This is a genomic window from Telmatobacter sp. DSM 110680 (assembly GCF_039994875.1).
Classification (GTDB): Bacteria; Acidobacteriota; Terriglobia; order Terriglobales; family Acidobacteriaceae; genus Telmatobacter.
Window position 1 is genome coordinate 162,909 of the sequence record NZ_CP121196.1, and the last position, 14,132, is coordinate 177,040.

Annotated in this window: 12 protein-coding genes and 1 pseudogene; 5 read left to right on the forward strand and 8 right to left on the reverse strand. The window is 58.0% G+C overall.

Features of this window, described 5'->3' with window-relative positions; translation table 11 throughout:
- Positions 1-456 precede the first annotated feature (456 nt).
- From P8935_RS00565 to P8935_RS00575, 3 genes and pseudogenes are all read left to right on the forward strand, one after another.
- Positions 457-801: pseudogene (locus tag P8935_RS00565) on the forward strand (MATE family efflux transporter); the annotation flags it as partial.
- 70 nt (positions 802-871) lie between these two features.
- The gene (locus tag P8935_RS00570) at positions 872-1,726 is read left to right on the forward strand and encodes an MATE family efflux transporter (protein WP_348263063.1); all 855 of its coding nucleotides are present in this window, start codon (positions 872-874) and stop codon (positions 1,724-1,726) included.
- Between the two features lie 103 nt (positions 1,727-1,829).
- Positions 1,830-3,296 carry a TolC family protein gene (locus tag P8935_RS00575; protein WP_348263064.1) on the forward strand — a complete coding sequence of 489 codons (1,467 nt, stop codon included), beginning with the start codon at positions 1,830-1,832 and terminating at the stop codon, positions 3,294-3,296.
- Positions 3,297-3,497: 201 nt separating this feature from the next.
- On the opposite strand, the gene P8935_RS00580 is transcribed toward P8935_RS00575, so the two are convergent.
- From P8935_RS00580 to P8935_RS00610, 7 genes are read right to left on the reverse strand one after another with little or no spacing between them, the layout of a single operon-like run.
- The gene (locus P8935_RS00580; RefSeq protein WP_348263065.1) at positions 3,498-4,076 is read right to left on the reverse strand and encodes a YceI family protein; all 579 of its coding nucleotides are present in this window, start codon (positions 4,074-4,076) and stop codon (positions 3,498-3,500) included.
- 27 nt (positions 4,077-4,103) lie between these two features.
- Entirely contained in the window at positions 4,104-6,017 is a 1,914-nt protein-coding gene (locus P8935_RS00585; protein WP_348263066.1) for a cbb3-type cytochrome c oxidase subunit II, read from the reverse strand.
- A complete protein-coding gene (locus P8935_RS00590) occupies positions 6,004-6,414 on the reverse strand; it encodes a hypothetical protein (RefSeq protein ID WP_348263067.1) in 411 nt (136 codons plus the stop codon). Before P8935_RS00590 ends, P8935_RS00585 begins: the two co-directional genes overlap by 14 nt.
- A complete protein-coding gene (locus P8935_RS00595) occupies positions 6,411-7,826 on the reverse strand; it encodes a hypothetical protein (RefSeq protein WP_348263068.1) in 1,416 nt (471 codons plus the stop codon). The genes P8935_RS00590 and P8935_RS00595 overlap by 4 nt, the downstream gene beginning before the upstream one ends.
- Complete coding sequence (locus tag P8935_RS00600; protein WP_348263069.1) at positions 7,807-8,514, reverse strand: ABC transporter ATP-binding protein; 708 nt, start codon at positions 8,512-8,514, stop codon at positions 7,807-7,809. Before P8935_RS00600 ends, P8935_RS00595 begins: the two co-directional genes overlap by 20 nt.
- Positions 8,511-9,620 carry an ABC transporter permease gene (locus tag P8935_RS00605; RefSeq protein WP_348263070.1) on the reverse strand — a complete coding sequence of 370 codons (1,110 nt, stop codon included), beginning with the start codon at positions 9,618-9,620 and terminating at the stop codon, positions 8,511-8,513. The genes P8935_RS00600 and P8935_RS00605 overlap by 4 nt, the downstream gene beginning before the upstream one ends.
- Positions 9,617-10,570 (reverse strand): polyprenyl synthetase family protein, encoded by a 954-nt coding sequence (locus tag P8935_RS00610; protein WP_348263071.1) that lies wholly within the window; start codon positions 10,568-10,570, stop codon positions 9,617-9,619. The genes P8935_RS00605 and P8935_RS00610 overlap by 4 nt, the downstream gene beginning before the upstream one ends.
- Positions 10,571-10,930: 360 nt before the next feature.
- On the opposite strand from P8935_RS00610, the gene P8935_RS00615 reads away from it, so the two are divergent.
- Positions 10,931-11,608 (forward strand): response regulator transcription factor, encoded by a 678-nt coding sequence (locus P8935_RS00615; RefSeq protein WP_348263072.1) that lies wholly within the window; start codon positions 10,931-10,933, stop codon positions 11,606-11,608.
- Positions 11,589-13,025 (forward strand): ATP-binding protein, encoded by a 1,437-nt coding sequence (locus tag P8935_RS00620; RefSeq protein WP_348263073.1) that lies wholly within the window; start codon positions 11,589-11,591, stop codon positions 13,023-13,025. The genes P8935_RS00615 and P8935_RS00620 overlap by 20 nt, the downstream gene beginning before the upstream one ends.
- A gap of 20 nt (positions 13,026-13,045) precedes the next feature.
- On the opposite strand, the gene P8935_RS00625 is transcribed toward P8935_RS00620, so the two are convergent.
- Positions 13,046-14,053, reverse strand: a complete 1,008-nt coding sequence (locus tag P8935_RS00625) for an NADP-dependent oxidoreductase (protein ID WP_348263074.1) — start codon at positions 14,051-14,053, stop codon at positions 13,046-13,048.
- Positions 14,054-14,132: the final 79 nt, after the last annotated feature.

Sequence of the window (14,132 nt, forward strand, 5' to 3'; positions counted from 1 at the left end):
ATGAGATGCAAGCAGGATGCTGCGTCCGATTTTGCTGGAAGTTTCGACCGAAATCGGGTTATAGTCTGAAGACCCGCTGGTCTCACCAGCTATTGGAGGAAACAATGTTCATGCCTGTCGCTATTCGACCTTCGCGCTGAACGTTGCCTCGGGTTTTTCCCTGCACTGCCGCCAACTAGCGGCGCCCCCGAGGTTGAATTCAGACCTGGGGTAATTCTGCAAATCACAAACTGATCGCAGCATAACCCCTTCGCTCATGGCGCGTGCACGTGTGCATTCGCGTCATCGTGGAGCTTTCGAATGTCAGTTCTTGAGTGGTTAGTGCCTCCGTCCTCGGAAGAGGATCGCGGCTTTTGGTCTTCGGTGCGCGAATCATTGAGTGGTTCGCACCAGGACTACACAACTGGAAATCTAAATCGTGCAATCCTGCTGCTCGCCATTCCGATGGTTCTCGAAATGGTGCTGGAATCGCTGTTTGCTGTAACAGACGTGTTCTGGGTGGGGCGGCTGGGCGCGAATGCAGTGGCGACGGTGGGCATCACGGAGTCGATGCTGGCGCTGGTGTTTGCCATCGGTCTGGGCGTATCGATGTCGACGACAGCAATGGTGGCGCGGCGCATCGGCGAGAAAGATCCTGAAGATGCGGCGATTGCCGGTGTGCAGGCGATCGTGGTGGGAGTGGCGATTTCGCTGGCGCTCGGCATTCCTGCGGGGATCTACGCACCGGAGTTGCTGCGTGCAATGGGCGCTTCGCCGGAGATTGTCGTGTCTGGGTCGGGCTATGCGCGGATTGCGCTAGGCGGTTGCGGCGCAATCATCATGCTCTTCCTGAATAACGCGATCTCGTGGAGCAGGGGACGCAGCGATTGCGATGCGGCTGCTGTGGGTGTCAAACATTATCAACCTGGTACTGGATCCGTGCTTGATCTTCGGGCTTGGCCCGTTTCCGCGCATGGGCGTGACGGGCGCCGCACTGGCGACATTCACGGGTCGTTCGATTGGCGTACTGTATCAGTTCTACCGGCTGCTGAAAGGGACGGAGAGAATCCACATCCTGGTGCGGCACCTGCGCTTGAACGTGCGCGTGATGATGCGACTGCTGCGTGTTTCCGTCACCGGCATTTTGCAGTTTGCGATTGCAAATGCAAGCTGGATCGTGCTGGTGCGGATCATCTCGATCTTTGGGGCGGCCGCAGTTGCGGGATATACGATCGCGATTCGGATCGTGGTGTTCTTCATTCTGCCTTCCTGGGGATTGAGCAATGCGGCGGCAACGCTGGTGGGGCAGAACCTGGGCGCGAAAAGACCTGACCGCGCGGCGCAGGCGGTGTGGCAGACGGGATTCTACAACATGCTGTTCCTGGGGGCGATCGGGATTTTCTTCTTCAGTTTTGCCACACCGGTAGTGAAGCTGTTTGTGTCCGATCCAGCGGTGGTGCCGATTGCGGCGATTGCACTGCGCACCTTCAGCTGCGGCAACATCGGGTACGCCTATGGAATGGTGATGCTGCAGGCCTTCAACGGAGCTGGCGATACACTGACGCCGACGATTGTGAACTTCTTCGGCTTCTGGGTGCTGGAGCTGCCGCTGGCGTGGTGGCTGGCGGTGACAATGCACTGGCGCGCGGAAGGTGCATTTCTCTCGATCGTGATTGCGGAATGTAGCATCGCGGCGGCAGGGATGGTGCTGTTTCGGCGCGGGAGGTGGGCAAGGCAGCAGATTTAGGCCGAATTCCGGGGCGAATGAGCTCATTCGCCCCGGTTTCACTATTTTTTGGCTGTGATGGGGAATCCTTACCGCTGCTCGATCATCTGAGAAAATGATGGATGTGAAAGAAGCTCGGCAATTTGCGCGTCTTTGGGTTGCTGGATTGGTGTGTACGGCAGCTGTGGGATCGGCTGTGATGGCGTGCGCTCAGAGTGGGTATCCCAGCCAGAATCCCAGTTCGACTACGAATCCTTTTTATGGCAGCGTGACGGCACATGCGATTAGTGACGAGCCGTTGAAGTTGTCGCTGGACGATGCGATCCGGCGTGGGTTTGAGAACAATCTTGGGCTGAGGGAAGCCCAAAGTGGCGAGAAGCTTTTTCAAGGGGAAAAGAATCAGGCGCTGCAGGAGTTTTTACCGACGATCAACCTGAGCGGGGGTACGGGTGTTTTCCAGCACAACCTCGCCGCACAGGGATTCGGGCCCGGGGTGTTGAAACAGTTCGGAAGCCTGTTTCCTAACGGACTGCCAACGGGCGTGTCGCTGATTACCAAGGACGACCTGACGCAGGGACAACTTTCATTGAGTCAGACGCTGTTTTCGGGTGTGGTGATTGCGGGATGGAAGGCGGCGGGCGCGGCCGCAAAGTCTGCCTATTTCCAGAAGATGTCAGCACGTGGCGAAGTTGTGCAGCAGGTTGCGACTGCGTACTTGCGTGCGATCGCAGATGCCAGCGAAGTGGACAATGCAACAGCGCTTACAAAATCCGATGAAGTGGCCCTGCAACACGCACACGATGCGCACGTAGCAGGGACCGTGGCAAACCTGGAGGAACTTCGCGCCAGGGTACAGTTGCAGTCGCAGCAGCAGGCTTTGATTGCGGCGCAGAATGCGGAAGAGAAGGACCTGATCCTGCTGAAACGCGAAATCGGGATTGATCCGGGACAGAAGATCGTGTTGATCGATCCGGCGCCGTATACGGACTTGGCTGAACAGACGCCGGCAGAGGTGCGCGCGATTGCTTACAAGAATCGTCAGGACTATCAGAATCTGCAGAACCAGGTGATTGAGGTGCGCGCGCTGCATTCGGCATACAAGGCACAGCGGCTACCAAGCTTGAGTTTCAGCGGATACTACGGCGTGGACAAAGTGAACGGCAGCCCGAGCCACGGCGTTTTCAACGCGGTGGGAACGCTAAATGTACCTATTTTTCGCGAGGCAAGTATTCGCGGAGAGGTGGACGCATCGGCAGCACAACTGGCGTCGATCAATGCGCAGCTCGACGATTTGCGGGGAAAGATCGACCAGCAGGTACGGTCCGCGTTGCTGGATGCCGACGCAGCCAAGAAGCTGGTGGATGTAGCGAAGTCGAATGTCGATCTGGCGACGCAGGCACTGAACGATGAGACCGATCGCGTGAGTGCAGGTGTGGATGACAATCTACCGCTGGTGACGGCACAGTCTTCACTGGCTTCGGCGCAGACGAATTACGTGCGCAGCTTGTACCAGTACAACCTTGCGAAGCTGGCATTGGCGCGGGCAGCGGGCGTGATCGAGCTTCAATATCGAGCGTATCTGGGACGATAGCTTGTAGCGGATAAGTTTCGGCAGACTTATGGGCGGCGCGTGCGAGGCATGCGCCGCTTTTGCGCGAAATGGTGAGAAGCAGATTCTTCGTTCACCACCCCCAAACCTACCCCAAAGAGCTAAATCGCTCTTTGGGGCCCCTGGTACGTTTGGGGCCCCGTTCTCTCAGAATGACACCCACTGGACTCGTCGAGCTTCGTCTTAGTTTGCAGGCGTCAGTTTGCCGCTCAGCGCGAGATCGATGTCGACTTCTTTGGCTACTTTGAGAAAGCCCCAGCTTGGATCCTTCAAGCCCCATTGGACATAGGGAATGACGAAGTGGGTCTTGGCGTTGAGGGCTCCGCCGTCTATGTGAATCTGCATTGGGACGGTGAGGTCATGCGGCGTGCCATGCAGCGTGAACGTGCCGGAGACTTGGATGGTGGAATCGCCGGTGGGAGCGATCGCGCCCTCATATTTCTGCGGAACAAATGTAATTTCAGCGTAGTGTTCGACGTCAAGTACGTCTTTGTTCATCTTCTTGTCGCGGCTGGCTTCGCCGCTGTTGCCGCTGCCTGCCGCAACCACAACGGAGCCGGAGATGGTGTGCGCGGTGCGGTCAAAATCGATTGCCCCGCTCTGAACGTGGAAGGTTCCGTTCACGTGGTGGCCACTGCCGCCGAGTGCCCATGCAACCTGACTGGCAGCGGGATCGACGGTGAAGGTCTGATGTTGTGCGAAGGCGCTGGAGGCAAAAAGCAGCGCCGAAACGAAAATAGCGGAGCAGCAAAGGTCTTTCATAATTCTTTCTCCTGAAGTTAAGTACGACTATTGTTTTTGTGCCGGCCGCGGCGTGTTTTGCGCGAGCCACGTGCTGAGTGAAGCAATATCTTTGTCGGGCAGATATTCATGACCGGCCATATCGGAATTAGGAACACCAAACTTGATGATCTGGGCAAGGTGATCGATGCGCGCGGACTGCGATCCCGTGCTGCTGCCCGCCGTCGTGGCGCCTGTGGTGAGAATTGCCGGGGATTCCGTAAATTCAGATTGCCACTTGATGCGCGTGCGACCGTCGGCATTGTGGCAGGTGGCACAGTAACGGTTATAGAGTTGCTGTCCATCAGCCGGAATTGCGGCTGCGACTGCTTTGGCAGGCAAGTGCCATTGCTGCTCGTCGGCGATGTGCTGCTGAGCTGCGGGATTCTGAAGGCTTGCCAGATATGCAACCAGATCATTGCCTCTTCTATCTTGAAATAGAAATGCATAAGACGGCATGATCGACGAGCCGCTGACCTGGCGCGGATCGAAAAGGTGCATCTTGAGCCAGAGCGCAGAACGTCGAGCGCCGACTTGCATGAGATCGGGTCCCTGACGACGATTGCCGATCAGCGGAGGCCGCTGCTGATGCACCTGGTCGACGCTTTCCACCGGTCCCCACATGATGACGTCGGCCGTGTTGGGGCGGACATATTGCGAATGGCAGTGGATGCATCCCTCGGAGATGTAGACGAGGCGGCCACGTTCAACAGCGGTAGGCGAAGCGGCAACGGGCGCGGAAGGCTGAACACGATAGACGACGAGCGCGATGAGAAGCACAACGGCGGTCAGAGCGAGTTCGCGTGGACGGTGACGGAAGATATGGACGAGCACAGGGAAAAGAACCACGGCAGATGCAACGGCAACAAACGCGGGCGGTACGTGTCCTAGATTCTGGCCCATGCCGATGCCGAGTGCGGAGCCTATCCAACCGGCAATGGCGTAAATCCATCCCGCCTGTCGCCCTCGTTGAGCGGGGGACGTGGCAGAGGACAGCAGCGATGGATAAGCGACCAGCGCCACCGAGTACAGCGACACGCCTATGGGATAGAAGACAGACGCAGTGAGAGCGCGAGCGGGATCGAGCAGAAGCAGGCAGGCAAAGGCCAGCGCCCCAACAGCAACTGCAAGAACTATTGATAAACCGCGGCGACGCAGTAGGAATGCACTGAGCAGCGCAGCACCGAGATGGATAAGGCCGTTAGCCCAGAGGTGGGCAGAGCCCTGCCACGTGCCTGCTTTCAATACGGTCGTGTTCTGGATAATGAAGAACGCTGCTGAATCGAGCCAGATGAGTGCTGCGAAAGAGGCGACGACGAGCACGAACGGAATTATCGAGGAGTTTGTCAGCAACGAAGGTTCTGACAATACTGGATCAGAGATCGGTTCGATAGTGAGATTCGCCACCACGATGCCCACCAGGCAGAGCAGGCCAGCGGTCGCGGACTGGGCTTGCGGCGAGGCTGTGAAGAGCGATGGGATGTTGCAGAGAAAATATCCGATTCCGGTGCCGATGCCGACTTTGAGTAGTGCGCTGCGATCGCCGGTCCACTGGCGGAGGTTTGTTACCAGGGTGACGGTTAGTAAGCCTAGCCCGGCGCCGATGAGGAAGGATACGGCGATTGCGGCGGTGACTGTAAGCGGAACAAGGGTGAGGAGTGCGGCGATCCCTGTGACGCAGAAAGCAAGCTGCATGCGCCGTGAAGCGGATGCAAGAGATGAGACGCGCGGGGCGAGCAAGCTGAGAAGGATGCCGCCGACGGCCATTGCGGCCATCACAGACTTCAAGTGAGCGCCGGTGATGCCGAGTGCATCGAGACGATGAATAAATGCGAACTGCGCAAAGATCAGGAAGTAGACATAGGTGACGGCAATGAGGCCTACACCTTGCACTCCAGATTTGCGCAATTTAGCGAGTAGCATGCGATAACCAACCTCTGCGGAGTCCTCGCGCCTGGATGACAACGCAGATGCCGTCAAAGACCGCGATGCTCAACCATGCTGGGGCGAGGGTGTGATTCAGGACTGCGGCAAGAACAAAGATAGCCACGGAACTGCGAATGATTGCCGTAAGAAGCCATACAGCTTCAAGCCGGGGTACGCCGCCGGTACGCCTTACGAGTAGCGCACCATAGAGATAAGACAATCCGACGGCGAGCACGAACGCTCCAATGAAAGAGAGAAAGGGTGTTGCGTCGTATGGAACTGAAATGCCCATCATGCGAATGGTGAACACGGGCGCCGCGATGAGCAAGACGCCAGTGGATGTGTCGGAGGCCCCGGCGATTAGTTGATATACAAGCAGATAGAGGTCTTTCATGCGATCACCTCATGAGTATGTTCAGATGCGTTGAATCCGTGTGCACGGAGAAGCGCTGACGTCGCGACGAGCCACTCTGCGGATGCGATGAGCATGAGAATGCCGGTGACAAGACGCAGCGTGTAGAGAAGGTTGCGTAATTGTCCTGGAGCGCTGGTGAATGCGGCGTCGTTGCCTTCAATCCATCCTGCGATCATCATGATCACAACGTAGGCGAGGACGCTCCAATTCCACATGTGAAACGACCAGCGGCGGGTGAGAATCCATCCGTCGTCGCCGAGGAGTTGAACCAGGACCACAGCGAGGAGCGCAGTGAGGAACCCCGCTACTGCAATCAGCGAGTGACCGACGAGACCGTCGGTAAATTTGAAGTGGTCCAGAACGCCGGGAAGGAACATGATCCAGCCGGAAACGACGAGAAAACCCCACCACCAGAGAAGAGCAGCGCGCCACGAGCGAGTGTTCTCGTGCCACTGAAAGGTTGCATAATATGCGGGCACGAGCGGTAGCCAGGCGAGTAGGCTGCCGAGGCTGAGATATTGAGAGGGCAGGCGATGGCTGATGTCTCCGCGGTACATCGATAGGCACAAGAGCGCCTCTGCGGCGAAGACGATGGCGGAAATGATAAGAGGCCATTGGCGCCCAGGTTCGCGACGGGCTACGCCAAAGGGAACGATCAGCAGGATGGCGACGACTCCGAGCGAGGACTCGAGCTGGCTTTCGCCGGTGGGTCCGCCCGTTGACGGATTGATGGCGGGATAGAGACCGGGGCTTGAAGCGACATAGATGGCGAAGGGAACGGCAAGAAGAATAGCGAGGCCGATGATCTTGATTGCGTGTGCGGACCAGAATCTATTGCGCGCGGAGTTCCAGGCGAGAACAACAGAGACGGCGAGAAGCAGCCAGAGCGCAAGCATGGCAGCAGGAAATGCAAAACGCGCATAGCCAGACCAGTCGAGGAAGAGCTTGCCGCTGGAGTGGCCGGCTAGCCATGTCAGCGATCCGACGAACAGCGCGGCCGACCATGTCCACAGCACGGGGCGGCACCACGCGGCGGTAGGGCCGCGATCGGCGCCGTAGATGCGGAAGAGCCAGCCGAGCATGGGCAGGCCACACCATCCGTAAAGAAGGATGTTGACGTGGACCATCATCCAGCGGCCATAGGTCCACTCGCCAAGGACAGCGTTCAGTGAAGGCAGAAGCAGAAGCAGCGCGAGCATGACGCCGATAACGTTGCCAGCGACGAGCCACAGAAATGCATGCCAGGCAGCGGCGGCGATGGGGTGCGCGGTGAGGATTGCCTGATGGGATGGGTTGGAGGGATCCGCAAGCGATGGCTCGTGCGCGATCGCGTTCGTGTTTAACGATGTTGGTGCGGGCGGTTCCAGAACGCTAGACGGTGCGAGGTTCATAGATCCTCCCGTCATGCATTTCGACGAAGCGATCGCAGCGGTAGGCGAGGCCGCGATCGTGAGTCGCCATCAGGAGGGTGACACTTTCGTTAGCGGCGACATCGAGCAGAAGCTGAAAGACAGTGGCGCTGGTGTGCTCGTCGAGCGAACCGGTGGGTTCGTCGGCCAGCAGAATTTTGGGGTGGTTCATAAGCGCGCGGCAGATTGCAGTGCGCTGGCGCTCGCCGCCTGAGAGTTTTTGAATTTTCTGATTGAGCCGGTGCGTGAGACCTGTGCGCTCAGCCAGTTCTTGCAGGCGCTGATTGGCGAGGGCGCGGTTGGTTCCGGCTGCCACGGTGGGGATGAGGCAGTTTTCCGCAAGCGTAAGGTCGGGAATGAGGTTGTGAAGCTGAAACACGAAGCCTACTTCATGGCGCAGCAGCTTGAGCAGGTCGCGATGGCGGTTGACCTCGATGCCGTTGACGGCGATGCGACCGCTGTCGGGAGCGTCGAGTCCGCCGAAGAGATGGAGCAGCGTGCTTTTACCGCAGCCGGATGGGCCACAGAGCGCGATGGTTTCCCCCTTGCTGGCTTCAAAGTCGACGCCGCGCAGCACGGTGATCGCGCCATCGTCGTATGTCTTCCATACGTTTTCCGCGCGAAGGACTAGTTGGCCGTTACGAGCGGGATTTGTGGTGAGGCTGCTCATTCGAATCGAAGCGCCTCCACCGCACGGATGCGCATGGCATAAACAGCCGGATACAGAGCGCCGGCGATGCCGGTAAGCAGTGCCAGCACAATCACGATGAACATGAGAAGCGGCCTGATGGAGGCGTCAACGTAGCCGTCGAGGGCGGGAACATGCTTGAGCGTGAAGAGCGCCGTGAGGCCAATGATGAGGCCAGCGAATGCACCGAACGCTGCGACGCAAGAGGATTCCCCAAAGATCATTGCTGCGATCTGAGTGTTGCTGAAGCCGTTGACGCGGAGGATGGCGATCTCGCGAATGCGTGTGAAGACCGACATGATCATGGTGTTCGCAATACCCAGTCCGCCCAGAATGAGGCCGCATCCGCCCACAGCCCAGGCGGTGGCTTTGAGGATCTTGAATTGCGAGTAGGAATGCTGAAACTCGGTGTCTTCGAGCGCGATGAGGTTAGGGTAGCTCTCCTTGACCTGGGCTTTAAAGGCAGCAGCGTCCTCTTTGTTGTGAAGCTTGATGGTTACAACGGATGAACCGTCTTTGTGGAAGAAGCTCTGTGCGGCCGCGAGAGGCATGAAGACTCCACCATCCTCAAAACCATTGGCAGTTTTCAATATGCCGATTACGTGGAAGGTTCCGTGTCCAATGGGAACGCGGCTTCCGACGGTGGCGTTGAGGAAGTCGGCGGCACGTGAACCGAGGACGACATCTTCGTTGTTGTTGCCGAAGAGAATACGATCACCTGCGAGCCAAGTGGCTTTGCGAATGCGGGCATCGCTGGGCGTAACACCGAAGCAGGTAATGATGGGATGGTCCGCGCTGGAAACGATGCCGAAGAGAACAGGGTCGGCATGAGCAACCGTGGGCCAACTTGAAACTTCGCCGGCGACGGCCGCTGGAACATTGCTGAAGAAGAGATCGGAGACGTTGCGCTCGAAGACGATGACTTCGCTATCACTCGAAAGAATGCTGGAGAACATGCCGATGGCACCCTGAAGGATGGTGACCACTGTGAGCATGGCGGCTACTGAGAAGGCAATTCCAGCGATACTGATGAACGAGCGGATGCGGTGGCGGCGGAGATTAGTGAGGATCAACTTGAGGAAGATCATGCCCGTTCTCTCGCGACTGCCTCCTCGGCCATCTCGCAGGCGCTATCGGTTACCTGGCGCAGTTCACCTTCGAGGTCGCTGCGGAGTTTCGATAGAAACGACAGGGCCGGGCGGTGAATAAGCAGCCGGTGGAGCGTGAGGTCGCCGATGCGCATAAGACGTTCGAGGCGTTCGACGGCGCCGCAGATGCCAATGGCGCTGGCGATATTTGGGCGGTCGAGGAGTTCGTCGCGGGCGGCGGTCTTACCGGTTTCATTCGCGCTCTGGAGAACGTCCTTGAGGTCGTCAATGGTCTGATAACCGAGGCCCCAGCAGACGGCGATGCGCTCAAGCAACTGGATCTCGCGCGCGGGGGCGCCGCCTAGCATTGCGGGAACTACAAGTGTGAGGCGGATGAGAGAAACGGTTTTGCCGCGTGCGATGCGCTCGGTGGTTTCGCGCGTATGGGGCAGCATGGAGTAGTGAAGGTCGAGACTCTGGCCATTCAACAGACCTGCAACGCCGAGCCGCTCCTCGATGTAGGTCATTACGTGATTCTTCCCGTCCTGTGGGCAAGCTGCGACGGCACGCCACATGAGAGCATAGGCGCGGTTGATGAGAGCAAGCGCCGTGAGGATGGCGGTGGCTTCGCCGAACTCCACGTGTACGCACGGTGCGCCGCGACGTTCTACGGCGTTATCCATGCAGGGCATGTCGTCGAAGATCAGCGATGCGGTGTGGAAATACTCCAGGGCGATGGCAATGTTGTGCGCGGATTCGGTGTCCAGATTGTAGGCGGAGCCTACGCGGTGGACCATTTTTGGACGGACCATGCTGCCGGGATTAGAGAGCACGTGGCGCAGAGCATCTTCAAAGCCCGGATCGAGGAGCGAGGGCAGCGGCAAGGATGCGCGAAACGACTCTTGCAATGAAGCCGCGTTGTTGTCGTCAAACTGCGGTTCTCTTGGCACTCGTGTCCTCTCCAGCCTGTGTTCTTTGATTCGGATTGCAGCGCGCGAGAACACCTGATGGGTCTCAGAAGAACGAGCCGCCTTGTACTTGGTTGAGACGCGAATCAGCGGGTTTTGGCTCGGATAAGGAGGGTCGAAACGGGATGAAGTTTTGTTCATTTGACAGGTCTTACAGGTTCCTGTTGTAGCAAAGAAGCTTTCTTATCAACCATATCGAATGCACATGACGATGAGGCCACGGAAATATGACGAATCGTTCATAGTGTGCGCTCAGTGAAACAAATCTGCCTCGAGTTCGCTCAGGACTTCGATCCCGTGAAAGAAAGACCGCGTCTAACCCCATGAACTAAGATTTGACCCATGCGGCTTCTGTTAGTTGAAGACGAAATCGATATTCAGTCATTTTTACGGCGCTCGCTTGAAGAAGCGGGCTACCAGGTGGACGCGGCGTCAAATGGCACGATTGCGGAACGTCTTGCGACCGAGAACGGGTACGACATCCTGGTGGTGGATCTGGGGCTGCCGGACTGCGATGGAATCAGCCTGATTTTGCGCTTGCGGCAGATCGGGGTAAAGGCGCCGGTGTTGATTTTGTCGGCGCGGCGTTCGGTGGATGACCGGGTCCGGGGGCTGGAGCAGGGCGGCGACGACTATCTGACCAAGCCGTTTGCGCTGGCGGAGCTGCTGGCGCGGCTGCGCAATCTGCTGAAACGGAACGGTCCCGCCGGAGGCGAATCAACGAAGTTGCGGGTGCTGGATCTGGAACTGGACCTGCTGCGTCGCGAGGCGATTCGTTCAGGCGAGGTGCTGCAATTGACTCCGCAGGAGTTTGTGCTGCTGGAGTATCTGTGCAGAAATGCAGGACGCGTAGTAACGCGATCGATGATTCTCGACAAAGTGTGGGGGATGCGCATCCAACCGGATACGAACGTGGTGGATGTGCACATCTACCGTCTGCGCGGGAAGGTTGATGGCAAAGGACAACAGCCGATGATTCGTACGCTGCGGGGAGTGGGATATGTCCTTAAAGACCGCTAAACCGGTGATGCATAGTGCGGCGTGGCGCATTTCGCTATGGGGGACGCTGGCTTATGCAGTCGGCACCATGCTGGTGTTTGTCTTCCTCCACCAATTTGTCGCGGCAGATATTCAGCGGAGAAGCGATGCGTGGCTATCTGGTGAGGTAGAAGTGCTGGGCGATGTAGCCGAGCACACTCCAAAGGACGCGCTTTACGGACGCGTGATGGGCGAAGTCGCCGAGCTCGCCAGTAAGGAAGTGCCGAACCGGGTGCGCGGAGAGAGCGCCGCCAATGATTCGGTTTTCTTTCTGCAGATGGGCACAAACGGAGATACCCAACTCTGGGCTGGTCCGGGGAGCAGCGACGCTTTTGTTGCAGCGATTCGAAAGGCGACGATTCAACCAGAAGTGCCAACGGACGTAAATGTGGCGGGGACTGCGATTCCCTTTCGCGTTGCGACGCTGAGTATCGACAGTGGAAATCGCGTTTACCTCGGCCTGTCGGAACGCGACGAATTGCGCGTACTGCGAAAGCTGCGCGTACGTTTTATTTCGTGGTGGCTGCTTCTGGTGGCGCTCGGGTTTGCAATTGTCTTCTACACGACGCGCAGAATGCTCAGCCACGTGCGGCAGATTACCGAAGCGGCTTCGGGCATCGGACATTCCGAGTTGAATGCGCGAGTACCGACCAGTGCGCGCAATGATGAGGTTGGACAACTTGGGCGGACACTGAACCGGATGCTCGACCGGATTGAAAACTCGATGCACCAGCTGCACACAATCACGGATTCACTGGCGCACGATCTGCGCAGCCCGCTGACAGCAATTCGCGGGAAGCTGGAGATGTCGCTCTCCGCTGCAACCGATGCAGAGCAGGCCGAGCCGATTGTTTCAGCGATTGATGAACTGGATCGTCTGACGGAATTTTTGAATGCTTCACTCGATGTGGCAGAAGCGCGGGCCGATGCGCTGCGGCTGTCGCGGAGCGAGATCAACATGGATGAACTGCTGCGCATCATGATCGATCTGTATGAGCCTTCAATGGCGGAGAAGGGATTGCATGTGAGGTTGCGCAGCGCGGGGCCGGTTACGATTGACGCGGATGCGGCACTGGTGCATCGCATGATCGCGAATTTATTCGACAACGAATTGAAGCACCTTCCGGCTTCCTGCACAGTGACAGTGCGCCTGGAATCGGGCGACGGAGTTGCATTGCTTTCTCTCGAAGACGACGGACCGGGATTTTCAAACGACGTGAGCGAGCATCTGTTTGAGCGTCGCGTCAAGGGCAGAGAGTCAAACGGACACGGACTGGGACTGGCCTTTGTGGATGCGGTTGTCCGTGCCCATGGCGGAGCCGTCACTGCGACCAACCGCGAGGGCGGTGGTGCGCGGATTTCGCTGACGCTGCCGCTGGTAGCGGTTCACGCCGTCTAAGAGCCCGGATTTTCAAAAAATCAGCTGGAAAGCTTAACGATCATCTTCCCGATGTTCCGCGCACCGGAGTGAAGAAGATCGATGAACGCTGCGGGCGCTGCGTCCAGTCCTTCTACAACGGTCTCACGGTTGATGAGCTTTCCGGATTTCAAAGCGGGCACCGCCTCCTCCAGAAACGCGGGAATCTCCCTGAAGTGATCCGAGACGATGAATCCCTCAACGCGCAAGCGCTTGCCGATAACAATCGGCAAGTTGCGCGGGCCCGGCGCGGGCGTGTTGTAGCCAGCGATTCCGCCGCACATGGCGATCCGGCCATAGTTGCGTAATGAGCTCAATGCGGCTTCAAGTTGGGGACCGCCGGTGTTGTCGAAGTAGACGTGAATCCCGTCAGGAGCGCCTCTCTTCAGATGTTCGAGTGGATCGCCATCGCGATAGTTGAAGGCATAGTCGAGCTTGAGCTGATCCCGGAGGAAGCTGACTTTTTCTTCGGAGCCGGCACTCCCAATCACCTTGCAACTGTGAATCTTTGCCAACTGGCAGGCGGCATTTCCGACCGCGCCTGCGCCACCCGAAACAAAGATTGTCTCACCGACTTTCAAGCGCGCGATGAGATTGATGCCCACCCATGCGGTCAGGCCGGTCACGCCCAGAAGTCCGAGATATGCGGAGACTGGGGCTACGGCTGCATCGACGATCTGCAGATGCGAAGTCGGCGCAACGAAGGCTTCTCGCCAGCCGTACATGCTAAAGACGTAGGTCCCCGTGGGAAACTTCTCATCCTGCGAAGCGATCACGCGTCCTACCGCACCACCTTCCAGCGGTTGACCGATCTGAAAGGGCGGAACGTAGGACTTGGCATCGTTCATCCGTCCGCGCATGTAGGGATCGACGGAGAGGCACACATTGCGCACCAGCACTTCGCCGGGATTGGGGTCGCGGATCTGGACGGTGGCAAATGAGAAGTTGTCCAGGGAGGGTTCTCCCTGAGGGCGGGAGGCGAGACGTACTTCACGACTTTCGGTAGGCATAGCGGTCGGACACAAGAATAGCGCGAGTGGCTCGACAGAGCTCCAGAGATGCTAATGCCCCAAAGAACTCACCGGAAGC

Bases quoted from the DNA above. Each gene is read 5' to 3' on its own strand.
- P8935_RS00620 (WP_348263073.1), top strand. From the start codon at position 11,589: ATGTCCTTAAAGACCGCTAAACCGGTGATGCATAGTGCGGCGTGGCGC.
- P8935_RS00570 (WP_348263063.1), top strand. From the start codon at position 872: ATGCGGCTGCTGTGGGTGTCAAACATTATCAACCTGGTACTGGATCCG.
- P8935_RS00585 (WP_348263066.1), bottom strand. From the start codon at position 6,017: ATGCTACTCGCTAAATTGCGCAAATCTGGAGTGCAAGGTGTAGGCCTC.
- P8935_RS00615 (WP_348263072.1), top strand. From the start codon at position 10,931: ATGCGGCTTCTGTTAGTTGAAGACGAAATCGATATTCAGTCATTTTTA.
- P8935_RS00590 (WP_348263067.1), bottom strand. From the start codon at position 6,414: ATGAAAGACCTCTATCTGCTTGTATATCAACTAATCGCCGGGGCCTCC.
- P8935_RS00595 (WP_348263068.1), bottom strand. From the start codon at position 7,826: ATGAACCTCGCACCGTCTAGCGTTCTGGAACCGCCCGCACCAACATCG.
- P8935_RS00580 (WP_348263065.1), bottom strand. From the start codon at position 4,076: ATGAAAGACCTTTGCTGCTCCGCTATTTTCGTTTCGGCGCTGCTTTTT.
- P8935_RS00600 (WP_348263069.1), bottom strand. From the start codon at position 8,514: ATGAGCAGCCTCACCACAAATCCCGCTCGTAACGGCCAACTAGTCCTT.
- P8935_RS00625 (WP_348263074.1), bottom strand. From the start codon at position 14,053: ATGCCTACCGAAAGTCGTGAAGTACGTCTCGCCTCCCGCCCTCAGGGA.
- P8935_RS00605 (WP_348263070.1), bottom strand. From the start codon at position 9,620: ATGATCTTCCTCAAGTTGATCCTCACTAATCTCCGCCGCCACCGCATC.